This is a genomic window from Nitrospira sp. Nam74 (genome assembly GCF_965152615.1).
This window is the reverse complement of record NZ_OZ224220.1, coordinates 4021977-4046991: the sequence shown is the minus strand read 5'-3', so window position 1 is coordinate 4046991 and position 25015 is coordinate 4021977. Positions and strand designations below refer to the sequence as shown.

The 25015-nt window shown below is 55.5% G+C and carries 20 protein-coding genes and 1 tRNA gene; 5 read left to right on the top strand and 16 right to left on the bottom strand.

From position 1 onward, the window contains the following. The first annotated feature begins 1112 nt into the window (after positions 1–1112). The gene (locus tag ACWHYZ_RS19125; RefSeq protein WP_447984258.1) at positions 1113–2489 is read left to right on the top strand and encodes an aspartate aminotransferase family protein; all 1377 of its coding nucleotides are present in this window, start codon (positions 1113–1115) and stop codon (positions 2487–2489) included. 327 nt (positions 2490–2816) lie between these two features. On the opposite strand, the gene ACWHYZ_RS19120 is transcribed toward ACWHYZ_RS19125, so the two are convergent. Together ACWHYZ_RS19120 and ACWHYZ_RS19115 are read right to left on the bottom strand one after the other, a co-directional pair. Further along, a complete protein-coding gene (locus ACWHYZ_RS19120; RefSeq protein ID WP_447984257.1) occupies positions 2817–4436 on the bottom strand; it encodes a copper resistance D family protein in 1620 nt (539 codons plus the stop codon). A 32-nt stretch (positions 4437–4468) separates the two neighbouring features. After that, positions 4469–4834, bottom strand: coding sequence for a copper resistance CopC family protein (locus tag ACWHYZ_RS19115; RefSeq protein ID WP_447984256.1), 366 nt, complete (start codon positions 4832–4834; stop codon positions 4469–4471). A 411-nt stretch (positions 4835–5245) separates the two neighbouring features. Here ACWHYZ_RS19115 and ACWHYZ_RS19110 point away from each other — a divergent pair, with 411 nt between their 5' ends. Then, positions 5246–5668: a tyrosine-type recombinase/integrase gene (locus ACWHYZ_RS19110; RefSeq protein ID WP_447984255.1), complete on the top strand. Its 423-nt coding sequence runs from the start codon at positions 5246–5248 to the stop codon at positions 5666–5668. A gap of 4 nt (positions 5669–5672) precedes the next feature. Here ACWHYZ_RS19110 and ACWHYZ_RS19105 read toward each other — a convergent pair. The 6 genes from ACWHYZ_RS19105 to ACWHYZ_RS19080 all read right to left on the bottom strand — a co-directional run bounded on the left by ACWHYZ_RS19105 (position 5673) and on the right by ACWHYZ_RS19080 (position 11452). Continuing rightward, positions 5673–5749: transfer RNA gene (locus tag ACWHYZ_RS19105), tRNA-Arg, on the bottom strand. Positions 5750–5919: 170 nt separating this feature from the next. After that, positions 5920–6387, bottom strand: coding sequence for a hypothetical protein (locus ACWHYZ_RS19100; protein ID WP_447984254.1), 468 nt, complete (start codon positions 6385–6387; stop codon positions 5920–5922). Positions 6388–6451: 64 nt separating this feature from the next. Further along, entirely contained in the window at positions 6452–7816 is a 1365-nt protein-coding gene (locus tag ACWHYZ_RS19095; RefSeq protein ID WP_447984253.1) for a DUF4340 domain-containing protein, read from the bottom strand. A 255-nt stretch (positions 7817–8071) separates the two neighbouring features. Further along, complete coding sequence (locus ACWHYZ_RS19090) at positions 8072–9595, bottom strand: GldG family protein (protein ID WP_447984252.1); 1524 nt, start codon at positions 9593–9595, stop codon at positions 8072–8074. A gap of 121 nt (positions 9596–9716) precedes the next feature. Continuing rightward, positions 9717–10487, bottom strand: a complete 771-nt coding sequence (locus tag ACWHYZ_RS19085) for an ABC transporter permease (RefSeq protein ID WP_447984251.1) — start codon at positions 10485–10487, stop codon at positions 9717–9719. Further along, positions 10484–11452 (bottom strand): ABC transporter ATP-binding protein, encoded by a 969-nt coding sequence (locus tag ACWHYZ_RS19080; RefSeq protein WP_447984250.1) that lies wholly within the window; start codon positions 11450–11452, stop codon positions 10484–10486. The genes ACWHYZ_RS19085 and ACWHYZ_RS19080 overlap by 4 nt, the downstream gene beginning before the upstream one ends. A 307-nt stretch (positions 11453–11759) precedes the next feature. Between ACWHYZ_RS19080 and ACWHYZ_RS19075 the strand changes: the two genes are divergently transcribed. The 3 genes from ACWHYZ_RS19075 (at position 11760) to ACWHYZ_RS19065 (ending at position 14180) form a co-directional block, all read left to right on the top strand. Next, entirely contained in the window at positions 11760–12383 is a 624-nt protein-coding gene (locus ACWHYZ_RS19075; RefSeq protein ID WP_447984249.1) for a hypothetical protein, read from the top strand. Between the two features lie 278 nt (positions 12384–12661). Next, a complete protein-coding gene (locus ACWHYZ_RS19070) occupies positions 12662–13795 on the top strand; it encodes a two-component system sensor histidine kinase NtrB (RefSeq protein ID WP_447984248.1) in 1134 nt (377 codons plus the stop codon). Beyond that, a complete protein-coding gene (locus ACWHYZ_RS19065) occupies positions 13779–14180 on the top strand; it encodes a response regulator (RefSeq protein WP_447984247.1) in 402 nt (133 codons plus the stop codon). Before ACWHYZ_RS19070 ends, ACWHYZ_RS19065 begins: the two co-directional genes overlap by 17 nt. Positions 14181–14203: 23 nt before the next feature. Here ACWHYZ_RS19065 and ACWHYZ_RS19060 read toward each other — a convergent pair whose 3' ends face one another. The 8 genes from ACWHYZ_RS19060 to treY all read right to left on the bottom strand — a co-directional run bounded on the left by ACWHYZ_RS19060 (position 14204) and on the right by treY (position 25009). Beyond that, positions 14204–15787 carry a maltokinase N-terminal cap-like domain-containing protein gene (locus tag ACWHYZ_RS19060; RefSeq protein ID WP_447984246.1) on the bottom strand — a complete coding sequence of 528 codons (1584 nt, stop codon included), beginning with the start codon at positions 15785–15787 and terminating at the stop codon, positions 14204–14206. A 2-nt stretch (positions 15788–15789) separates the two neighbouring features. Next, positions 15790–17436: a maltose alpha-D-glucosyltransferase gene (treS, locus tag ACWHYZ_RS19055; RefSeq protein ID WP_447984245.1), complete on the bottom strand. Its 1647-nt coding sequence runs from the start codon at positions 17434–17436 to the stop codon at positions 15790–15792. A gap of 187 nt (positions 17437–17623) precedes the next feature. Beyond that, positions 17624–19657 carry a maltotransferase domain-containing protein gene (locus ACWHYZ_RS19050; RefSeq protein WP_447984244.1) on the bottom strand — a complete coding sequence of 678 codons (2034 nt, stop codon included), beginning with the start codon at positions 19655–19657 and terminating at the stop codon, positions 17624–17626. Further along, entirely contained in the window at positions 19654–20856 is a 1203-nt protein-coding gene (locus tag ACWHYZ_RS19045) for a glycosyltransferase (protein ID WP_447984243.1), read from the bottom strand. Before ACWHYZ_RS19045 ends, ACWHYZ_RS19050 begins: the two co-directional genes overlap by 4 nt. Before the next feature lie 4 nt (positions 20857–20860). Then, positions 20861–21541 carry a DUF5752 family protein gene (locus tag ACWHYZ_RS19040; RefSeq protein WP_447984242.1) on the bottom strand — a complete coding sequence of 227 codons (681 nt, stop codon included), beginning with the start codon at positions 21539–21541 and terminating at the stop codon, positions 20861–20863. Beyond that, positions 21534–21881 carry a YtxH domain-containing protein gene (locus ACWHYZ_RS19035; RefSeq protein ID WP_447984241.1) on the bottom strand — a complete coding sequence of 116 codons (348 nt, stop codon included), beginning with the start codon at positions 21879–21881 and terminating at the stop codon, positions 21534–21536. Before ACWHYZ_RS19035 ends, ACWHYZ_RS19040 begins: the two co-directional genes overlap by 8 nt. A gap of 8 nt (positions 21882–21889) precedes the next feature. Next, positions 21890–22078, bottom strand: a complete 189-nt coding sequence (locus tag ACWHYZ_RS19030) for a hypothetical protein (RefSeq protein WP_447984240.1) — start codon at positions 22076–22078, stop codon at positions 21890–21892. Between the two features lie 18 nt (positions 22079–22096). After that, positions 22097–25009 (bottom strand): malto-oligosyltrehalose synthase, encoded by a 2913-nt coding sequence (gene treY, locus ACWHYZ_RS19025; RefSeq protein ID WP_447984239.1) that lies wholly within the window; start codon positions 25007–25009, stop codon positions 22097–22099. Positions 25010–25015: the final 6 nt, after the last annotated feature.

The window sequence follows — 25015 nt, the reverse complement described above, 5'->3', positions numbered from 1 at the left end:
ATAGAGTGTCTGGCAGGTCGAAGTGCTTATTTCTGGGCGTCCTTGTGAGCCACTCGCCGCTTGTTTGACTGCAGAATCCAGCAATGGCTCATATTATCAAAACATCAACGTCACATCTTCAACCGTCAAGCCGGGCGGGAATCATTTAGTCCATTCATCACCTGCCAGCGGAATGACCAATAGTCATCATCTTGCTTCCCGATGATCCAATCCCTTCGGTCGTGGTAAATCATTTTCGACTCGATTCCAACGCTATGTAGTACGGCTACGCAAAATACTGAGCGAACTGGTCCCCGAGACGATTCCTTGTCCCTGAGTTCGATTCCTTGCGAAGGCCGCACACCACGGAATCCGCTGGCTCCTTTACGATAGCGCAAGCGCTATTGGCCCTACAAGGACTTCATCCTTTTTAGGATATTAGTTTTACTAAACTTCATTTTGAATATCGCAGTAGATGATTAGCGAGAGGCTCTCAGGTGCATGAGTGTGAACATACTATTGCGGCATACCGAGGATTTTGTCAGTCCACTAAGTCGGTTGTTTTGGGATTAGCCTTTATCGCTATTCCGTATATTGTTGATGTCGCCTTCCTTGGTGATCTCACTCCCACCCACTTTGCCCAGGAAAATATCGTCGAAAGCAAAGAACCCCAAGATCTTGACGGGAAAGGACCTATATCCGATATCTCGAATGGACTCCTTATCGCTCAATATAGTGATTGGTCAGTTTCTTCCGAGGTTCGAATTAATCGCCCAGGCCCTACCTTTCCCACTTTCGTTTTGACTTTAGCATCGCTCGTTCCCCGTTCCCCGCCTGCTTGTCCACTATTCTGAACGATGTTGAGAGGTCGGGGCTTGCGAATAAGGGGAGGGCCTATCTTTTCCGGCAACACTCGCTAGTGCATACGCTTTCAAGACAGGAGTTCGATCGTCCATCAAAATTGTGATTCCTATGCCACCCGAACGCAAACGAGTGAGCAACAAAGAGCAAACGAAAAATGGATCTCATGAGTTCATTTGTTGCAACAGGTCTGTTCGGACGTAACTAAAAATCTCTACCATCTTAGCAGATCCGAGGCATCGCGCTCCCCATGCGAGTCGCGAAAGTAGCTTATGTCTTTTGACATACTTCGAACGTTTCAGCAACGGCTCGGCGAGAACTATGCGCTTCACAGCCAGTATATAAACCCGACCTGGGCACGAGTGACCCGGATGATCGGCTACGATAAGGTGTACACGAAGGCCGAAGGGTGTCATCTGTGGGACAAGAGTGGCAAACGGTATTTAGATTGCGTGTCTGGCTTCTGCGTCTCGAATATCGGTCATAACCATCCGGTCGTGCGTCAGGCGCTGCGCGAAGCGCTCACCCAATCCCTCCCGAACCTGATCCAACTGGACTGCTCACTCCTGTCTGGGCTTCTGGCCGAGTCCCTCGTGCGGCGCATCCCATGGCTCGACATGGTTTTCTTCGCCAACTCCGGATCGGAGGCCGTTGAAGCAGCTATCAAGTTTGCGCGGTGTGCGACCGGTCGACAACGGATGCTCTACGCCCACGGCTCCTATCACGGGGTCACATATGGCGCCCTCTCCGTCACGGGCCACCGAATGTGGCGCGACGGGTTCGAGCCGTTGGTCCCGCAGACGGAGGCGGTGCCATTCGGCGACGCGGAGGCCATCGAGAAGAAACTACGCCAGGGCAATGTCGCCGGCGTGCTGTTAGAGCCGATCCAGGTCGGCGCGGGCGTCATTGTCCCGCCCGAGGGATACTTTTCGTCGATTCACCGGCTGTGTCAGCAGCATGGGGCCGTGTTCATCATGGATGAAATCCATACGGGCATCGGACGAACCGGCACGTTCCTCGCTTCTGAACACTGGGGCATCGAGCCCGACGTGGTGTGCCTCTCCAAAGGGTTGAGTGGCGGATTGGTGCCCGTGTCCGCCGTGGTGACTCGCAAGGACATCATCAATAAAGTGTACTCGCGGCTGGATCGTAGTTGTGTCCACGCCTCCACCTTCATGGGCAATAACTTAGCCATGATCGCAGGCTTAGCGACGCTGCACGTCCTCGACACGGAGCATCTGATCGCCCGCTGCCGGGAATTGGGCGACTATCTTTACCAAAGCCTCATGCCCTTAAAACAGAAGTATGAGCTGGTGAAGGCGGTGCGGGGGTGCGGCCTGTTAATCGGCGTGGAATTAGGGGAGCCGACCTCGTTCGCCTTACGTCAGACATGGAGAATGATGCACACGATCAATCCGGGTTTATTTGCGCAAGCGTTCACGATTCCACTGATGGAGGACTACGGGATTTTAAGCCAGGTGGCAGGCCATAACGAAGACGTTCTCAAAGTCGCCCCGGCGCTCGTCGTGGCAAGAGATGACATCGACTATTTCGTCCGATCGCTGGACCGCGTCCTGGAGAGCGCCCACTCCTTTCCGGGTCCCTTCTGGGACCTTGGCAAGCGGCTCACGACCCACGCACTCTTGTAAAGCCGATCCCTCTCGATGCGTCCTGATGACGACCTCCGATAACTAAGATTATTGTCCCACACTATGCGAGCGGCGAGGCCGGCGCGGCGCTAAGAATCAACAGGTGCGCATGCGCCGTTGGTTTTGGCAGCACACGGACAGAGGAGAGCGGGTGGCATTTGCCTGCTGTGCCCTGATCACTAGGTGCACCTATTTCCGCTCACGAACAACAGCATTGCCGCTTTGGGTACGCGCGCGTGCGTGTAAAACCGCCCCGCTCTCGGCGGCCTGAGAATCGGCGCATTCATCGTTGGCGCACCACGCGACAAGCGGCTGACCGCCACGTCCTCACATCAGCGGTTCTCGATAGAACATCATGATGACGCCGATTAAAAATAGCGACGTGACGCTGGTAAGGCCTGCAATACGGCCTTCCCAGGATCCGATCTGACTTCCCAAACGCAGTTCCAGCCAGCGTCCTATGGCCACGATGACCGCCAACATTCCCATGGCTGTGTGCACAACCTGGATCAAGAATTCGCTCTTCAATTCAAATTCAGCATGGGCGTGACTCAACAACAGGATGCCTCCGAAGGCACACAGGATCGGAAAGAGAAATGGTAGGTTGCTCGTCTCCGGGTGAGTCCGCGCTCGCAACTCTATGCTACCAAGCAGAAAGGGTAACATCGTGGCAATACGATGTTGAAACACTTCGCCGTTGCGAAAGGTGCTGTCCCAGAAGCCGATGGGACCCAACGGCCACGTTTCGGCGTCGCTCCGCAAAAACAGAAATATTCCCAGGCCGATAAACCCGATGGGCCAATAACGGGTCCAGGCGTATTCGTGTGCTCGTGCATAAGAAAACATGGCGATCAGACCCATGGCCGCAAGTACGATGCCCGACACATTGTGGTTGTAGTCGGACCACTCCTTGGCGGCCAGCGATGGCGTTTTGTTGACTACCGCCACACGACCTGGCTCACCGGCCAGCAGTTCATCATGGCTGGGTGAATGGATTCTCGGCAGAGACGGCATGAACATGTTGACGACTTCCCATACCGAAGCAGTGCGGTCCTTGATATCAATGGCAGGCGGCTGTGAGGAAAGCGCAGCGGCCAGGAACAGGATGGTTGCCAGCAAAAACGTTTCGGCCTCGATGTAGTAGGGCACTTTATGAGCGAGGCTGGTTAGATCCCCGGTGGTTCGCCACCGACGCCCGGCGCGGTTGTTGAGATAGGCGAAGCCCAGGGCCATCAGCAAGAGCCCGTTCTTGGCCAGCACTAGATTGCCATAGCCGGTGCCCAACAGGCCGTTCCACGTGCCGATATACGTCCATGCCAGAAAACTTCCTGTGAGGAGAAGCACGACAACACAGCTAGCTCCCAACCAGGCAAAGCGGGTGACCGCAAGCGGCCAAAACTCCTTGCAACCTAGATCTGTATGGCAGCTTTTCCGGAGTGCCAGCAATTGCGCCACGCCGCCGATCCAGGCGGCTGCGGCAAGTTGATGCACCACGGTGGTGAACATTAACGGCCCGCGGTCATCAAATCGGCCCACCGCGTGCACGAGCCATGCACCGCTGATCACCAAAGGAAGCGTCAGAGCCGCGACGATGGCCCAGGATAACATCTTGTGCGGATTCTCGGTCAATCGCTTAGCATGCCAGATCAGCGCAAGGGCCAGAGTCAGCCGTAGCACGCCTGCCTTGAATTGTACGGTGCTGAGATAGGCTTCCAACGGCAGTTCGCCGAGCATCGATGCCAAGACGGTCCCTTTGATGACTAACTTCATTGCCACAGAGACGGCAAGGGCGACCGCCCCCCAGTGCAGCAATGTGACGGCAGGACGTATCACGCTGCTGCTGCACCTGTCGGGATTGGCTATGCGGAGGACGACGACTCCCCAGAAAAGGCTTCCGACGACGAGCGCGTAGCTCATCAGGCTGAGCCCCCCCAGGAAGTCATCCATGAAATTCGCAATGCCTTGCATGTACATATGTGTTACCGCCCTCGTGACACTTTGAATCGAATCACATCTTCAGTGAGATGCCCATCCGATGCGAAGACCTTGTATTTTAGCGCGTAATCGCCCTCCTCAAGGGCCGGCACCTTGATGATCATCTGGCCGGCTTTGTGCCCTTTAGCGATTTCCACTGGCGTATAGACATCACCCTTGCTTACGAGGAATACCCTTGAGAGGCCTAATTCGATCCGAGAATTGAAACTGAGGAGCAGTTCCGTTGGCTGGTTAACCCGGAGCGTGTGATCCTCCAGCGAAGATTGCATCAGCACGGCATGGGCACCGACGTGCGCGGTACTCATTCCGAGTGTCGCTATTAGGAATAAGCGGGCCGTTGTGGTCAACATATTTGTGTCCTAAGTATATGCCTAGCTCGCAAATGGTCTATGTGGGGTACGCAACTCGCCAACAATTTTACGCGGTTGGGCAGCGGCACATTAGCATCCATAGCATCCATCGACTCACCTTTTATTAGTTATGCTACCGTATTTTGAATGGCGGCGTATTAATACAAGACGACATTCCGATCAGCAATAATAGACGCGTATCCGGAAGGCGAGTACCGGCACATCGGAGGGATGTGTTAATGTCTAGGACCTGATGTTCGGCCTTTCGACAAGGGATACCGAAAGGAACGTTAGGAAACCATGACAACTTGTAAGGCTCTTCTTTTTCAAGGCACGCGCCAGACACGACGCGCGTAGCCCTAGCAAAATGGAACCACAGGCGAGACCGGGCTTTAACACGTGTAAAGAGTTGTGAAAGCGCTGGTGACTGGCGCGACCGGATTTATCGCTGCGGGTGTCGTGAGGGCCCTCGCGGCAGCCGGCGATATTTCGAAAGTTCGTTCTTTAACTACTTACGAGTGTTTCTATACAAGGGAGCACCGATCAAATGAATACAGCGAGCTTTCAGAACAACGAACAGGGATAGGTATTTTGCATTTGCGGGTTCATGATCTTCGCCACTGTGCCGCTACGAATCTTAGACGCGCCGGTGTCGACACCGCAACGGCCATAAAAATAGTTGGCCACAAGTCTGAGAAGATGTGGAAGCGGTATACCGCAATTGAGGAAAAGGATTTGACGAACGCAGCTTGGGAGTTGAACACGTACTTTCAATTAAACACTCTGATAACACCTGCTGGTTATACCGTTCCTCCAGCCTCCGTAAGTGCGTAATTGTTGGTGCCCCCGACACGAATTGAACGTGCGACAAACGGTTTAGGAAACCGCTGCTCTATCCGACTGAGCTACGGGGGCATGGGGAGTACGATATCGGATGGGGGATAGGAAGTCCAGAGGCAACCCGGGCTGATCCGCGTTCAGCACTGAGCGCGGACCAGCTTGCCGGAATTAAGGTGCTTATGAATTGAGCGAATGAAAGGAATTCATATCCGTCTGGAAAGGCTCCAGACTGGCGAGGATAAATGTCAAAATCCTTTCCGCACCTCCTCATCACGACGGCAGCTCTCCTCAGCCATCATGCGTTGCCCGGGAGTGGCATCTTGGGGAATGCGGGCTATGCAACCTTGTAAGCTATCACCTTGTGTGCCGGATGAAACGGTTCGGGAATCACCACTGCCAAAATCGCGCTGGCACGTCTGCTCTGCAAGTGAGCGTTGTCCGGCCGTCGCCCCTTTCGCTATCGCATCGAGGCAGGCTTGGAGTGGATTGGTATTCACTGCCGTGCGGGAATCAGAGGAGCTTGCTGTCTCTTTCGTGGGAGCAGAAACAGTCGGTTCTTTTGCCATGGGTTGGGGTGTGTCTTTCGGCTTTGCTGACGGAATCTCCTTCATGGAAGGGCCGCTAGCCGGTCTTGTTTCCTCGGTGCTTGCACAGCCACCCACGACCAGTGCTGCACCAAAAATCGACATCATGACGGTGATACGAATATCCATGCCTACCTCCTTATAGCGGAAAGACTATAGAGAACCACGTGAAAGACTACAAGCGGTCCTTAGCTTACGTACCTTCTTGTATCTTTTCAAGATTTTGCTTCGACGGAATTTGAGTGAGTAGGTCCGACCGCGCCTGATACACGCCGGGAAGTCCCCGACCCATGGCATAAACCAGCCCGCCCGCCCGGGTGCCCAAGACAAGACGACCGGTTGCTTTGCCGTCCTTGGCGGTTGCTGTAAACTCTGCCGTCGGCGAGCTCAGGCCGTACGGCGCGAGCGGACCAGCCTGCTTGACGATACGAATCTCGGCCGGCAGATCTACGACTCGACTGACAAAGAGAGCGACCTTTTCTTGGTCCAATGTGGCTTGGGGCGCGTCTTCCAAGACCCATGTATTGTTTTGACGAATGAGCGTGTAGTGCTCTTCACGTGTTTTGACTTCCAACATAGCGACATCGTCACTGTCCATGCCGAGCAGCCGCTTATCTTGCAAGGTGAAGAGTTCTTTGGTGAGGTCCTTCAGGATCATGGGATTAATGCGATAGATCGGTGCCTCCGGGGTCGTAACGGCAAAGGCTTCTCCGCTCGTAGGATCCGGTTGATACAGTTTGACGGTATGATCAACGCCTCCGCTATAGACCATAATTTTGATGTCCGGCTTGGTGAGCCTCTTCAGCTGTTCATCGCGTTGCGGTCCTGGATCAATAAACGCCAAGGCCTTTAGATCATCCAGCTTCATGAGGAGGGTTCGTACCTCAGGCTGATCGGCCGGTGCTTCAATGGGATACCGGATGGACCATTTCTTCTTATTGTCTTTGTTGTCCGTCCGATAGAGGACGATTTCCGTCTTTGGATAGGTGAGACGCACGCGTTCGGCCTTGTTGGAATCCACGGGAAGGATCTCTTTCTTTCGAAGACTCAGCAGGGTTTTATTGAGGAAGTCCTTTGTGGCCAGGTCGGTGAGCAGGATCTTTTTATCGGAAGCCCGCATGGCATAGAGAGTGGATGAGATCGGTCCGCTATCGCCGATCGACACCGTTTCCTGCTGCGAATCGGCGGTGAGGGTGAGCGTCATGGAAGGTTTGTCCAATCCGAACGGGGCCAGTGCGGTTCCCTGTTCCTCCACCACCCTTGTGATCTTTCCCAAGACCAACGACCGCAGCATCGACTGCACGGCGCGCGTATCCGCTTCTGTCTGAAGTGGGGCCGTGATCTGCCAAGCGCCGTCCTTTGAGGACAGAATAATATCTCCTGAGTCGGAATGGACGGTCATTCCGTTGATCTCCCGTTCGGTAAAAGGAAGCAGTTTTTTCTCTGTCACTTCTGTGTCCGTTTTGGCGCGCTCTGTCGGCAGCTCCACCCAATAGACATAGCCACCCAGTCCAGCAAGCAGCACCGCCATAATGACCGTGAGCGAGTACCGTTTCATAGCCTTATGCAATACGAATATCCATTGAGGAAGAGTTCTAAGGATGCTCAAGAGCCTCAGCCAGCGAAGCTGCAGGTGAGAAAAAGCCGCAGGCGTACCGCCATTTCACCCGCCCAATCCTGAACCGGCCAAGACCGGCTCTTTCCAAAGGGTACGGTAAGGAGTTTGTTGAACCGAAAACGAAGCCTGAAAAGGCGCGCGTCCTGGCGTGCTTGGGACAGGGAAAATGTAATAGGTGCCGTTTCAGCATCCTGCTTACAGACGACGGCGCCTTTTCCATATCGTCATCCCCCACAGGAAGGTCAACGAAGGAAGGAGCAGCACTTGAATGTACAGGAGCGCGCGTTCCTGAGCCGGGTTGGGTATGAATGGGCGAAACGCAGGCTCTTTCGGCGTGATGGAAATGAGATCGCGCTCTTCCGCCAACCACCCGATCGTGTGGAGCAGAAAATCGGTGTTGCCCGGAAAATTCACGTACCCATTACTGGCGAAGGAGGAATTGCCGATGACGACGACCGCCGCGCGCGGTTTGCCCGGCTCTGCCGTCTTTTTCGGCGTGACGGCAAAGGCAAGGGGCAGAGGACCTTGTACGTCCTCCTTGGCGTTGAAGCTGACCACGCGGCCGTTCAAATCCGTCTCCGCCCAGCTTCGGGGCGAGGTACGGGCCAGCGGAACGTAATCCCACTCTTTGGCTTGGTCTTCATGAAAGACTAAATGACGTGCCGCAGGAAAGAGGACGGCGGCGGTCAAATCTTGTGTAATTTCGTGCTCGGTAAACGTGCGCACGAGGAGGGCCGTCAAGTCACCTTGGGCGATCCGGTCTTGCAGATCAACCAATATGCCCTTCCCGGGCTCGATGCCCCATTTGGCCAATAAGGGGTCCAAGCCCGTTTGCACATCGGGATCGAGCATGATGAGCACATGCCCGCCGGCTGCGACATACTGAGCGATCCGCTCTTGTTCATCGGGCGTCACGGCTCGGCGAGGACCACCCAATACCAGCACGGCGGTGTTGTCGGGCACGGCGCTTTCTTGGAGCAGCGATAAGGGGGCCGAATCATACCCCTGTTTGGTCAGCGCCTCTTTTAAGACGGCAAAGCCCCCACGGTCCGTGTCCGTGAGGCCCCGCTCGCCATGGCCTTCTAAAAACAAGAGACGTTTCTTGGTGGTCTTGGAGAGCCGAATGACCGCCCCCGTCAGTTCGGCCTCCGAAGCCGCAGTAATACGCGTTGATTGCTCTCCGCTCTCGACCACCGCCGTGTCCATGCGCGTGATCCCATATTGACGAGCGACGCCCGGCTTGCGCTCCGGATCGACAAACTCAACTTTGATTTTGTCACTTGCCTGCTTATAGCTGTCCAGCAGATCGCGATAGGTCCCATATAACGGACTGCGATCTTGACTGAACACCGTGAACTTGACGTCTTGTTTTAGACCGCGCAGCACTTGAAACGTCTGGGGCGCCAATGTGAAATGCCCGGTCTCGGAAAAATCCCAACGGGTGGAATGACGCGCAACGAGAAAATTGGCAATGCCCAGGATGCCGATAAATAACACCACCATCACGATGCTGTTGAAGCCCAACCGCGTGGAGCGCCGAGCCGAAAACGCTTTGACCGTTTCATAGTGCGTGACAAAGAACACGATCAGGCACACCAGTGCCAAGCCTTCCAGCAGCGTGACCAACGTGAGCATCCCAGGATCTAGGCTATACACCACTAGCCCTCCGACCCCAAGGATCGCGCCTATCACACCAAGTGCGGGAATCAACCGCTTCATACTCTTCTCTTACACCACTCCATGGCAGTAGAGGCCGTAGAAGCAGTCCCCACTGCGCGTATGGAGCGAGCACCTTCCGAGCGTGCGCGCTCTGCGAGCACAAGGACTGCCTCTATGGTGTCTACTTCCATCTCTGACTTTCCACCACGCGATGCGCCAGGAACAGCATGAGCACGACACCGGAGGCGTAATACATCAGGTCCTTGGCCTCGACTAACCCGCGGACCAGCCGGTCATAGTGCTCAATGAAAGACAAGTAGGAAATCGTGTTGCCCAAAGGCGTATCGCCAATTACGCCGCCGAACGCCCCCAGCAGCCAGACGATAATCAACAAGCCGAAGCTGAGGAATGCCGCAATGATCTGGTTTTCCGTCATTGCGGAGGCGAGAAGGCCGGCGGAGAGAAACAGCGCTCCCAACAGAGCCAGGGCAAGATAGCCGGTCAACACTGGGTTCCAGTCGAAACTGCTGAAGACAGAAAGAATCAAGGGCACGAGACCGGTGAAGGCCAAGAGACCCAGATAGACCACATACACGCTCAGGAATTTAGCAATGACGATCTCGTTCACGCCGATCGGCGACGTCATGAGCAATTCAAAGGTCCGCAACTTTCGCTCTTCAGCAAACAAGCGCATGGTCAGAATAGGAACGACCAGCAGAACGACCAGGGCCATACTGTAAAAGGTAGGCCGGAAGACGAGATCGTTCAGATTGAGCTGAGCCGCCGCGCCTTGCAATTGCATGAGACGCACCGCCTGCGCTCCGGCATTGACGACCGCTAAATACGACAGGATCCCGAAAATGAGGAGAAAGACGGCACCGACGACATACACCACCGGCGAGACGAAGTAGGAGCGGAGTTCTTTCGCGATCAAGGCATGGACGGACGTCATATTGTCGTCCCTTCTCCGGCTGTGGCGGTGACGGCCATGCCATCTTCGTGTTGCGTGAGACGGAGAAACACGTCTTCCAGCGTCATTGAAATGGTTTTCAATTCCAGCAAGCCCCATCCTTGTCCGACGATGAAGCGGGCAATCTCGTCGCGGTGATCTCGGCCTAGTTCACATTCCAACAGATAGGTACTCGCATCGCTCTGCTCGAACACGCCGACAATTCCAGGGATTGACTGCAACCGTTCCGCCATATCAGGCGGCGGCGTTTTAACCGTCACGCTTACTTTTTCCGAGCGACGCAGTCGGGCGGAAAGTCGATCCGGCGTGTCCTCGGCAACGATTCGGCCCCCATTGATAATGACGACGCGTTGGCAAACGGCCGTCGCCTCCGGAAGAATGTGCGTGCTGAGAATCACGGTATGCGAGCCGGCCAAACTCTTGACAAGATCCCGGATCTCGATGATCTGTTTTGGGTCGAGTCCAACGGTCGGCTCGTCCAGGATGAGCACGGGTGGATCGTGGAGAAGCGCCTGGCCAAGTCCCACGCGTTGTTTGTACCCTCGGGAAAGATTGCCGATGAGGCGATGTCGAACATCGCCGAGTGAGAGGCGTTCAATGACTCGGTCCAATCCGGTGCGAAGATCGTTGGCTGTCATGCCTTTGAGACGACCGGTAAATGTCAGGTATTCCGTGACGGTCAGCTCTTGGTACAGCGGCGGCGTTTCAGGAAGGTATCCCACGCGCCGCTTGACTTCTTGAGGCTGCTCAAAGCAATCGAATCCGGCTACGCGCGCCAATCCCTCGGTGGCCGGCATAAAACAGGTCAGGATGCGCATCGTCGTCGTTTTCCCGGCCCCATTGGGTCCGAGAAAGGCCAGGACTTCGCCCTTTTCAACCGTAAAGCTGACCCGATCAATGGCGGTCAAATCGCCGTAGCGCTTGGTAACCTGTGCAACTTCAATCATAGAAAGATCGCGGGGATGATGCTCAGTAAGCCGCGCTCACAACAGGACCCGCGGTCCACAATACGCGGACTGCGGGTCCGGTGGGATCTTAACCACCGGACTAAGGACCAGTCAAGTGCATGTATGGACTGATCCGTCTCGAGACGAAGGTATTTGGACATAGGGAAATGGCAACCCGTCGATTTGCCTGCTCAAACGAATCTGTTATAGTACCTCTCCTTAAGCCCAACCGTGCTCAGGCATGGTGGAAGCGCGCATAGGGCGCGCGTGCGAACGTGTTGGCAGGATTTTCCACAAGGAGGCGGCTGTGAGAAGAGGAATACTTAATGTGATCGGCTTCGTCGGAATATTGGCATTGGCCGGTTGCGGGGCAAAAGGCGAGGTCGTGCCCATCAATCTCGTTCCCGTTGTCCAAACCAGTACGCAAAAACCGGATGCGCTCGTGGTCATCGTGCCTTTTGAAGATGCACGGCCCGAGCCGACTCATCTGGGAACACGTTCCCATATTATGGGTGGTCAATCCTATTTTGAAATTCCGGGTGGCAAGCATGGAGATGCGGTGTCGAAGGCGATCGCCGACTATCTGAAAGGCAAGGGATGGAATGTCATGCTGGTGAAATCCGCCGATTCAATCGCGCCGGAAAAACCCGACGTGATCCTCACCGGAAAAATTTTGGCGCTGTCGATGGATGCACAGAGTAGATTTTTAAGGACGACGGAAATGGCTGCCAAGACCAAAATCGCCGTGCAGGCTCAAAATACGGCCGACGACAGCAATGTCCGCATGACGCTGAACGGAGCCGGCTCACAAAGCGTGTTTTGGTTTGACGCTGAGGACGCGGAAAAGCTCCTGAACGATGTGCTGGCGGAAAGTATGGAAAAGCTCACCACCGATACGAAGTTTGAAAATAAAATGTTGCGATTGAAGTAAGGCGAATTTGGAGGAATGATCAGCCCGGGGAACGTTGATCAGGCCGGTCATTCCTCAGCCCCTGCCTTCCAATACTTTCTCCCCCTATTTTCAACCCGCTCGTCGTCATTAGTTTGCATCGACTCGCCTATAGGCGGACCGGCGACCGACTGATCGTGCCAACGCTCTGCTTCCCATCTCCCGATGGCCAGCAACTCCAGGCGGTAAAGTATTGCTTTGTGACAGCCGATACATAGAACAGTTGAGAGACGTGCCGTCACCTTAGCCGGAAGAGAGGGATGATGTCCTCTAAGCCTGCCGGTCAGTCGCACTACGATCCGCAAAGCCTCCTGAATTCGCAGCCCGTTATTGTGACCGTCATTGATCCGAGCACGTATCATGTCGAGTTTCAAAATCAAACCGGCTTGGGAAAATTTGGCGACATCGGAGGCCAGCAATGCCATACCGTCATTGGCGGCAGCCCGGCACCCTGCCAATTTTGTCGTATGGGAGAGACACTTCGGACAGGCGAATTGACGTCAAACGAGGTGCCGCTTCCAAATGGCCAGACCATTCTGGTGCATTGGGCGAAGACTGTCACGGAAAACGGCGAGGCGCACGTCATCGAGACCATCACCGACATCACGGAGCGCAAACGGATTGAGGAGCAACTGCGCCAAGCGCAAAAGATGGAAGCCGTGGGACGCATGGCGAGCGGGATTGCGCATGACTTTAACAATCTCCTCATGGTCATTAACGGGTTCACCGCACGCCTGGTCGCGAAGCATGGAAGCGACCCTCGTCTCTCCCATCTTCAAGTCATCGGCGATGCCGGAGCGCGGGCGGCCTCCCTGACCAAAAAGCTGCTCTCGTTCAGCCGCCAACAGCCGCTGAAGCTTGCTGCTGTCGATTTGAATCAGGTCATTGAAGACCTGCATACCCTCATGGCAAAAAGCCTCGGAGAACATATTCAGTTGACGCTGGCTCTCGATCCCCATCTTGGAAAGATGTCGATCGATCCGGTTCAGCTGGAGCAAGTCATTTTGAATTTAGTCGTCAATGCAAGGGATGCAATGCCTCAGGGCGGCGAGCTGGTGATTCAGACCAGCAACATGGAATTGGACGAAAGCTTTGTCGCGCAGCATCCCGGGTCCCGCCCAGGCCGCTATGTGTCGTTCTCGATCAAAGACTCCGGCTGTGGAATGGATAGTGATACGCAAGACCATATCTTTGATCCGTTTTTTACGACGAAGGGCATGGGCGATGGAACCGGACTGGGATTAACGACGGTCTACGGGATCGTCAAACAGCATCGTGGATATATCACGGTCAGCAGTGTGATCGGCCATGGCGCCAAATTCCAACTGTATTTCCCTCAGCTCACGAGTCAGACAGCGAATAGCCAGGAGATCAGCAATGGCACGTCCGCCTGATGGCGTCCTGATTGTCGTTGAGGACGAGGAGATCGTCAGACTGCTGGTGACTGAAACGCTCAAAGATAGCTCCTACGTCGTCGAGGAGGCGGCTAACGGTATCGAAGGGCTTGAGTTAATTACACGCCATGGAGATGCGTGCCGCCTCGTGATTAGCGACGTTATCATGCCCGGCCTCAGTGGTCCTGCCATGGTGCAGCGTCTTCGAGCGACCATGCCGGACGTCAAGGTGCTGTTTCTATCCGGCTATGCCGGAGACTTTCTGCGCGAGAATGGAATGACCGGAGACGTAGAATTTCTTCAAAAGCCCGTGCCACCGCATGTGTTGCTCAAGAAGGTGGATGAGTTGTTGCACATGGCCTCCCCGCGGGCGGATCATTCATGATGAGATAGGAATGAGGCACGGGATCAAGAACGCGAGCCAAGTATCCGCCGGAGGCCATTGAGCGGGATCTCCAACCAGTCGGGGCGGTTGTTCAGTTCATAGCCGATCTCGTAGATCGTTTTGTCGAGTTCAAATACGCGCAGTACTGCTTCAGCGCCGGCAAGCGTTCCGGGCATGAACGCCACCTCACTTGGTCGCGCAATGGCGGTGTAGCCGGTCCAAAAGGCATCCGTGACCAGTCGTTCCCAGAGCGTCGTGATCCTCTCATCCTCTTGTGCCTCACCCGTTTCTTCTCGCCGCGCCGCGCACGCCGCGTAGTTGAAGGAACGCAGCATGCCGGCGACATCTTTCAGGGCACACTGTTTCGCTCTCCGCTCTTCAAGCCGACGCGCCGGTTCTCCCTCAAAATCCAAAATGATGAATTCCTCTCCTTTTTTGAGGACTTGGCCAAGGTGAAAATCTCCGTGCACTCGAATTTTCGCCACCGGATCATTCAGTAAAATGCGCAGACCATCGAGTCTTTTTTTAGAGCTGAATTCTAACGACGCAATCTCATCTTCCGTCAGCTGCAAGTGAGCCTGCGTGTTTCGATCCAAATGTCTGAGTTGGCTGAAGACGGTGACAATTTGGGACGTCATGCCCGAGGACCAGACGGAAAGATCTTCTTCAGAAATCCATTCCGGACGAAACGCTGGATCGGCCGCATCCGAGGACAGCGCGACATGAAGTTCGGCGGTGATGGCGCCGAGCCGCCGCATGGCGGTGACTTCCTTCTGGGAGGAGTGCTCGACAAGCTTGCGCAGCTTGTCGTCCGTTCGCCGGTTCGGCTTCTGTGTCCGGTTGTGATGGAGGAGCGTCTTCACACCTTGCATTGCGGCGCTCCAGCCGTCGCCGTCGTTCGGTATGAAGGTTTGGAGTAGCCCAATGGTCGCCGAGCATTCAGATGAATCGGGAACATCGAAGAACCGCTGATACTCAATCGACCCGATCAATGGCGGTACAGACTTGTAGCGCGTACGCGTTGTCAGAAATTCAAGTATCTCTCGATCCGGATTGACGCCGGAGTCGAATTTACGGATCAGTTTGAGGATGACCCGTTCATCGAACACGATGGACGTATTGCTCTGCTCACCGGACAGTCGGTTCCCGTGGCGCAGGGGGAAGCTCAGCGAGGAATCGGCGGCGGTTGTCGGTAGGCACCGAAACGTGCCCCGGCGTCCCTGCCACTGCAGGCTGTCTCGAATCCCGTCAATGAGGGTCAGGCATCTGTCCGCGTCGGCAGTCGCATCGGTCACCCACATCTGGCCTGTAGAGTCGGACAGGCTGAACAGGCGGTCTTGGATAGAAGCTTGATTCGACATGAGGGGAGACGTCATGGCGAGGAGCAGGACATAGCGCTCGGTCGAACCGTCATGAAACTCAATGGCCACAATGGCCAGGAGCGTCGGCCGTGGGGCTTCCGGAAGAACGACATGGTCGTAAGGGTGAACACCGACGATTCGTTTGCCCTTGGCACCGAACCAACGTTGGCCCGGCAGGTAACCCGCCAAAGCCTGACGTCCTTCACCTTCCATATATTGAATGAGACGATCCGGCCAGGAGCCCACGCCTATCTCCTTGATCCTCGCGTAGGCACGAGCTGAAACCAAAAATACCCGTAGGGCGTTAAGCTGAGCTGGTAGGGATGTTCAGCGATACGAGGGAATTTGGTTTCTCCCAAGAGCTCAACGACATCGGCGCCGATGAATCGTCGCAGGTCCAGTTCAACCGGTTGGGCGGTGCTGGCCAAATTGTTGACGATGAGCAATATTTCGCCTTCGAACTTCCGCACGTAAGCCAGGATCGCCCGGTTGGAGGGGTTGAGAAATTCCAGCGTGCCGCGTCCAAAGGTCTTGTGTTTTTTGCGAGCGGCCAGAATCCGCTTCGTCCATTTCAACAGGGAATTCGGCACGCGAAGCTGTGCTTCGACATTGAGGGCTTGATAGCCGTAGACCGGATCGACATTCAAGGGAAGGTAGAGCTGCGCCGTTTCAGCCTTGGAGAACCCGGCGTTCCGATCGCCCGTCCATTGCATCGGTGTACGGACGCCGTTGCGGTCCCCCAGATAAATATTGTCCCCCATGCCCAGTTCATCGCCATAGTAGAGGATGGGCGTGCCGGGCATGGTGAAGAGCAAGCTATTCAGTAACTCGATCTTCCGGCGGTCATTGTCCATTAAGGACGCCAAGCGCCTGCGGATGCCGATGTTGATCTTCATCCGTGGATCCGTGCAGTACTCCCGGTAGAGGTAATCCCGTTCATCGTCGGTGACCATTTCCAGCGTCAGTTCGTCGTGATTGCGCAGAAACAGCGCCCACTGACAATTCGGCGGAATGGGGGGCGTTTGCCTGAGAATGTCCGTGATCGGATGGCGGTCTTCTTTTTTGATCGCCATGAAAATTCGCGGCATCAGTGGAAAATGAAACGCCATGTGAAATTCGTCGCCGTTGGCAAAGTACGGCCGCACGTCCGCGGGCCATTGGTTGGCTTCGGCGAGCAGCATGCGATCCTTATAGCCGGCATCGACGGCTCGACGAATCTCTTTGAGCACCTGATGAGTCTCGGGCAGATTCTCGCAAGACGTGCCTTCGCGCTCCACGAGATATGGCACGGCGTCTACACGTAGGCCGTCCACCCCCTTATCGAGCCAGAACCTCATCACGTTGATGACTTCTTCCCGCACGCGAGGATTATCGAAGTTGAGATCCGGTTGATGGCTGAAGAAGCGATGCCAGTAGTAAGCCTTGGCATCAGGATCCCACGCCCAATTGGACCGTTCGGTATCGGTAAAGATAATGCGCGCGCCGCTGTATTTTTTATCGCTGTCGCTCCACACGTAGTAGTCGTGGTATGGCGAGGAAGAGTTGAGACGAGCTTCTTGAAACCAGGGATGTTGGTCCGAGGTATGGTTGATCACCAACTCGGTGATCACGCGCAGATCGCGACGATGCGCTTCGTCAAGGAATGCCTGAAAGTCTTTCAGCGTCCCATAGTTTTTATGAATATCGAGATAATCTGAAATGTCGTAGCCGTCATCTTTGAACGGCGACGGATACATGGGCAGCAACCACAGGGCGGTGACGCCGAGATCTTGTAAGTAGTCCAGCTTGTCGGTGAGCCCGCGAAAGTCCCCGATGCCGTCGGCATTGGAATCGAGAAACGCCTTGACATGGAGTTGGTAGATGACGGCGTCTTTATACCAGAGTGAGTCATCCATGGCAGGCGGCTAAAAAAACCTCCAACTTCGTTCTCGGTTCGAAACGGTCCTCAACGTACCCGAGGGTACCCCCTCCGGTCATTGCATCATGCGGCGTCTTTGGCGGCGATTTTGAGCCGCCTGCGGGAACCGCTGAGGTTAACTATCGCTATCGCGCGATAACCCATCTTCCCTCAACCTTGCCGCCTTACATAAAATAATCGAAGTCCTGTTCCCGGCGCCTCCATCGGCGGATGGCAAAGACGGCAGCTGGTTCGACATGGGGATCCAGACGAATGGAATAGGTGTCGCCGATCATGAGATCTCGATGCTCGGTGAGCAAGTCATGCAGCTGGTACGTCTCGTCCGGTGCGATCCCCAGGTCGGCGAGGGGAATGGTCAACCGGGCGGTTTGGGTTTGAAACGGATTCAGGTTCACGGCCACGAGCACGGTATTGCTCCCATCAAAGGTCCTTTTGCCGTAGAAGATCACTTGATCGTTGTCGGCTGAATAGAAGCGCAGATTTTCGTACTCGTGCAACGCGGGATTTTCTCGCCGGATCCGGTTGATTGTCGCCACATAGTCCGTAATCCCGCCGGCACGGTCCCAATCCCACACCTTGTATTCATATTTTTCGGAATGTAGATAATCTTCAGTGCCTGGAATAGCCCGGTTCTCACACAACTCGTATCCATTATAGATGCCGTATGACGGCGAGAGAGTCGCCGCCAACACCAGGCGGAACTTAAAGGCAGCCTGACCACCGTGTTGGAGAATTTCAGGGAGAATATCCGGAGTGTTGGTGAAAAAATTGGCCCGAAAATATTCCTTCATTTCGCTTTGCGTTAATTCAGTCAGATAGTCCGTCAGCTCCTGCTTCGAATTGCGCCAGGTGAAGTAGGTATAGGATTGCGTGAACCCGGCTTTGGCCAGTGCCCGCATCATTTTGGGGCGTGTGAATGCTTCCGACAAAAAGATCACCTCGGGATGGTCGGTTTGAATCTCCCGGATCACCCATTGCCAAAAGGCGACCGGCTTCGTATGTGGATTATCCACGCGGAAGATTCTGACGTCGTGGCCGACCCAGAAGAGCAGGACCCGTTTCATTTCCTGCCAGAGGGCTCGCCAGTCCGGGCAATAAAAGTCGAGCGGGTAAATGTCTTGATATTTCTTAGGAGGATTCTCGGCGTATTTGATGGTGCCGTCCGGTCGATGATAGAACCAGTCTGGATGTTGTGTCACATAGGGATGATCGGGTGAACAATTGATGGCGAAATCCAATGCGACTTCCAGGCCATGATCATGGGCGGCTTTGACGAAGCGATCGAAATCCGCCAGTGTCCCGAGCCCGGGTTCGATCGCATCATGTCCCCCTTCCTCATTTCCGATCGCATAGGGGCTGCCGGGATCGTGAGGGGTTGCCTCGAGGCTATTGTTGGCGCCCTTCCGATTCGTTCGGCCGATGGGATGGATGGGTGGCAAATACAGGACATCAAATCCCATTGCCTGGATGGCACGGAGTCGCCGTTCAGCCTCCTGAAAGGTCGCGCTTCGACCGACCACCGTGCCTTGGGAGCGCGGAAACATTTCATACCACGCGCCATATCGAGCCCGGATACGATCCGAGACGACTTCCAGCTCTCGGTCGTAGATCGTTAAGGCCACTCGTTCTTCGTAGCGGAGGACGAGATCGGCCAGCGTCTCGGACAGTGCGAGTCGAACGAGAGTATCCGGCGAATCGGACGCCTCCCAACGCTTCAGATGATCATGAAGGTGGGCTTGATCGGCCGATGCCGCCCGTCGCGCCGCGGCTTTCACCAGCGCGTATCCCTCCGACAGTTCGCTCTGCAGATCTCTCTGGGTCTCTCGTTTCTTTGAGACCTCTTGCCTCCAAGATTCAAACGCCGACACCCACGCGGCGATCGTGTAGTAGTAGCGGGTATTGTGGGTCAAATCGAACCAGCCTAGCCAACGATCGTTCTCCAACGGCCGCATGGGGTGTTCGCACCAGTCCGGCTCGCGCGTCGATCGATAGCGAAGGGCCGCCATAAGCACTTCGTGCCCTTCCTTAAAAATGTCCGCCGTCACCTCCAGGCGATCCCCGATCTCGCGCTTCACGGGATACCGGCCGCAGTCTAATTCAGGAGAGACCCGTTCGATCACAATGGTGGAGAGGATACCCGCATGTGTGGTGTCTTCGGGAGAGGTCTGAGGGGGGAGGCTCGGGGACACCGTCTTCATAGGCGCCCCATAAAAATGAGCAAGGACAGATAGTCTTCGAGGTGCCGTGTGATCAGGAAGTTTTGCCTGACTCGATCTCGGGCACGCCCTCCCATCTCTAGTGCGATGGCGGGATTATTCAAGAGATGCCGAGCGTAGAAGGCGGTGCCTTCAATGGAATTGGAGGTGTAGCCCGTTTGGCCATACATGATCTGGAGTGTGATTCCGCCCGTTTCGCTGCCGATCACCGGCTTGCCCTTCCACATCGCTTCAGTGACAGAGAGTCCAAAGCCTTCCCGCCTGGATTTCTGAATGACGATCGTGGCGGCACGCTGCAGCGCATTGATTGCGAGGGAGGACTCGGGCGGAAGCGGCACGATGTGGATGTCCTCGTCTTTCGCGGCGACGTCCCGCACCTCGGTCAGCACGGTTTGTTCATCCAGGTCATCGGCGGACGCCGTCCCGGCCAGCACGAGGCGGCAATCGAAATGCGATTTGACCAATCGATAGGCCTCGATTACGCCGCGAAGGTCTTTCGAGCGGGTAAACCGCGAGACTTGTAAGAGAATCGGTTTGTCGCGGGTAATCTGCAGCTTGTCCAGGATGTCCGCGATCTCTTCCGGCTCCAGCTCGCGATTTTTCTCGCTCAACGGGTCGATGGATGGGTACACGAGAAATTGCGGGACCGGTAAAGGCTGGGCAAATTGCGGGAGCGAGAACACCGCTGCGTCGTACTTGATAATGTATGGACGTAGGAAGGCCCAGGTCTTCCGTTGAGGCCGCGAGGCGTCCAAGTAGCACCGCCAAATCCACCGGGAATCCGTGGGCGCGTAATCAATGAGCCCGAGCGTATCCGGATCATGGCTGATGACGCTATCGGCGCTGAGCTCGAGCGTACGGCCCAGCTGATGGATCCCCTCACGATAGCTTTCCATGAGCGCCTCGGGGACCTTGACGTCTTCTCCTTGGAGACCGTTGCGGAACGTTTGCACCGCTTCATGAAAACTACCGGTGCCCTTCATTCTCTCCCATCGCACGTCGAGGCCGACTTCCGTCAGTAAGGGAATCAGTGTGTGCAAGATCTCCCCGATCTCACCGCCGGTTCGGTCTCCGGTGATATGCACCATGCGTTTGCCGACCGTCTGTTGGCTGAGTCGATACAGCAGCTCCACACGGCCGGGTGGGGCAATCTCTCGATATGCATTCAATGAAATAGGCATTGGGTTACGCTGGAACCGTGTGTGCGAGCCAGTGGTCCAAGAGATCTAATGTGCGGGTGCGAATCCCCTCGAGCGTGAGCCCGATCGGCTGAATCGCGGCGATTTGCGTCGCTAAGTCAGGCAGATTAAGCCCGCTTTCCGAACCGATCCAGAGAATAAAGTCACCACTGTGGCGCCCTTTGCGGATTTTCGCCTCGCAAATGTGATTGAAGAGCACGCTGCGATCCACCGTGGCCAGATGCTCTCGAAACTCTTGGAGGCTCTGTGCCGTGAGGCCGAGATCCACTTCGATGATATGCGAGCTCACGAACTCGAACGGCTCCCCATGAATCAATCGCGGCACATTCCACAGGGATTTGAGATGATCGTCGATCGTAGCGACGATCTCGGCGCGAAGGCCTTCCACGTCGCGAAATTCGAACGGGTCGATCAACCCAAGTCGTTCGCTCAGGACACGATCACGAACGGATACGGCTACCCAGGTGGCAAAATCGCTTGGAAAGAGACTCGGGCCATGCTCGTACCGCAGGAAATAGCTATGTGTATGGTAGTAAATGGAATCGGCCGGGACCTCTTCTATGCCCGCCATGAGTTGCTGCACGTCGGCCGCTTTGCGTCCCAGCATCTCACGAAGTTCCACGCAGCCGACGAATCGAAACGGCGTGGGCGCATGGAAGTCATTCATCGGCACGCGTCCTTTCCCGCACTCCCTCGTCAGCTTGGAACGCATCTTTGGTCGCGCTCACCACGTCCGTCAGGCGCAAGGCAGTATGCCTCAGTGTCTGGCGGGCATCTTTGGTGATCGCTTCAACCGCCCCACGCGTTTCTTCAACGACCTCACTGAGCTCTTCTTGTGCGGTTTTGACCCCGGAGGCAATTCGACGCCGCATCTCGCATCCCGAAAGGGGCGTCGTAAACAGTGCCGCACCCGCTCCGACTGCCGCGCCAATGACAAACGCGATGGACAGAGGTGAAATCGACGATCGCTCGCGCCGCCGCGATTGGTTGATATTCATATGGAGCATTCCTTTTCCTACTTGGGACGAAGACTTCCCTTGTCTAGGAAGGCAAGCGGCGGTAGCTGCTCCTCCAAGCGCCGACCCAACCAGCAGCGCGCCGGAAAGCCATAATCCTTGTCGCCATTCCGGCGGAAGCCGCCACAAACGGCCTTGTTCTGGCCGCCGAACGTGGGCTTCTCCGCCGAGCCATGCACGTCGGGCATCCTCCATCCTCGACCCACTCACGAGACTTTCTCCATGAGCGCCACAGGACAGTGAGAGAGAAGCTCGGCGAGCGGCAGAACATATCGGCCATCCTGCTCTTTCGCCACGACGATTTCGTCGGTGAAAAGATTTCGATACCGACTCGTTCCCGCTCCATTCGGCACGTTGATCCACGTATCTCCCCATGTTTGAGTGCCTAGCGGTGGCAGTGATGGATCCGCATTCAGGCCCGTGATGAGCCGCGGGAAGACGGCAAGAATGGACTGTCTGTCCAATCGTCGGGAAAATGCACAGACGTGTTTGTGTGCAACTCCTCCGGCTTCGAGGGGCAGGTATTCACCGTCAAGAAACAGCGCGGCATGGTCTCGGCGATAGCGCAAGGCCGTCATGATGACATAGAGCTTAATCCGCCCATCCGCAGGACTGTCAACCAGGTCTCGCACGGCGAGGCATCGGTCTTCCGAGCGTGCGATGGTTTTCTGCACGTCCGCCAAGAGACGCATACGGCGATCATAATCAACTAAGCGACGGTTATCCGGATCAACCAAACTGAAGTCCCACAGCTCGGTGCCCTGATAGAAGTCCGGTACTCCAGGGGCGGCAATTTTGCAGACGACTTGCGACAGGCTGTTGTACACCCCATAGGCCGCGACCTTCTCGTGAAAGACACGCAGATCATCGAGGAACGGATTCGGACGGGTTCGATCCAGAATCGCTTCGATGAACTTGTGCACCGCAACATCGTACGATTGATTAGGATTCAGCCAACTGGTGTGCACTTTAGCTTCACGTAACGCCTTGTCCATGTACGTTTGAATCCGCTCGCCAAAGGCTCGATACTGGGAGTCGTCCATGGGTTCCAGGGGCCAAGCTCCGACGAGTGTTTGATACAGAAAGTATTCTTCATTGCGATCGGGTGCCAAATGGCCGTCCAGGTCGCTCTTGTATCGCTTATTAAGCCGGCTCCATCGGGAGAGATGCACTTTCCATGGACCCGGCATTTCCGAGAGGACATCTAGCCGTGCCCGGAGATCTTCACCGCGTTTCGTGTCATGTGTTGCTGTGGCAGAGAGCGCGGCCGGCCATTGCGCCTGGCGTGTCAACATGCGCTCGTGAAATGCCGCCACGGGCACGCCGAAGCGTTCAGGTTCACCGCCGACTTCGTTTAAGGAAAGGAGCCGGTTGTAAATATACAGTGCCGTGTCCTCGATTCCTTTCGCCGTCACGGGGCTGGTCGTTTGCTGGAATTTCGTGACAAATCCAAGACGTTCTTCGCGGTCCAACCGCAGACGGTCTTCCGTTCGGTTCAACAGAATATTGAGAATGAAATCGAAGACCAGGCTGTTCGTGGCCGGATTGCGGCGTTTTGCCTTCATCACGGCCAGCCGAAGGAAGGCACGGTCGCGCTCGGTGACATAATCGGAATCGGAACCGACATACGTCCGGTACACCGGGAAACACGCGATGATTTCTCGGATGGCATGAATCAAACTGTTCAGTGTGAAATCTCGAGATCGTCGGTCCCGCTCAGAAAAGCGATTCAAATAGTGACCGAGGGTATTAATTTCACTGGCCATAGAGACACTCATGATCAGCTTCTTTTTCTCGTAGGCGAGGTCTTCAAACAACAGCCGCTGACGGATGAATTTAGCATAGATTTCGGTGAACGCGTGTTCGTGATCCGGATCGACGAATAGGCCGTTCAAAAGGTTCAGAAAATCGTAACCCGTCGTGCCATGGACAGGCCACTGCTGGGACAGCGTTTCTCCCTTGCCCAGAATCTTCTCCACGACGACGTAGAGTGGATAGGTGGTGTCCGTCGGCTCCTTGATGTCCGATAATTCCGCCGCCGCCCAGCCTTGTAGCCGCCGTAAATACTCGCCGGGATCATAGAGGCCGTCGACATGATCGATCCGCAGCCCGGTTACCGTGCCTTCTTTGAGGAGGCGAAAGACGAGTTGATGCACTTCATTGAAGACAGCGGGATTGTCCATCCGAATCGCGGCTAATTCATTGATATCGAAAAACCGCCGATAATTAATCTCTTCCGCGGCCACTCGCCAATACGCCAGCCGATACACCTGCTCGTTGAGCAGACCGTCGAGCAGGTCGAAACTGTGCGGATCGTCCTTCGTGCCGTTGAACTGCCGGATATTGTCCTCGAGGAAGGCCGCAATCGCCGGACTGTCCTGCACCAATCGACTGAGACGTTTCTTGACGATGTCTTTCTCGCGGTGCCGTTCTTCCAGACGGGCAGGATCGTGTTCTTCTCGCGGAGGCAGATGATTGAGCGCCGTCATGATGCTTTGAAGCTCGAGCACATCGGCATGGTCTGCGCCGGCTGCTTGGATCAAGGCGTCGAGACGATGGGACAAAACGCGAACCGTCGACTTGATGGAGACCGGCAATCGATACTCGTAATAGCGAATGAAGAACGCGCCTTGCTCATAGAAGAGGACGATTTCTTGATTCTCCAGCACCGCCCCATACAGATCGCCGAGGATGGGCAACAGGATTTTATTGTTCAGTTCCGCTTTGATTGGATGCCAATCGATGTCGAAAAATGCGGCATACCGGGAGCTCGGCCCGTTCTCCAGCACGTCGAGCCACCACGCGTTGCACGATCGCGAAATGCCCATATGGTTCGGAACCACATCAAGAATCTGTCCCATCCCGTGGTCGCGGAGCGTCTGAGCGAAGTCATGATAGTCACGTTCCGTCCCGATCTCCGGGTTCAGGGTTCGTGGATCAGCGATATCATATCCGTGTAGGCTGCCGGGAGTCGCCTTCAAGTACGATGAGGCATAGCAGTCCGTGATGCCCAGCGCATGGAGGTAGGGAATGATCGTACGCGCATCCTGAAATGTAAACGACCGGTTGAATTGCACTCGATAGGTCGCAACGGGTAGACGAGCCGGGGCTGCAGTCATGAAGTC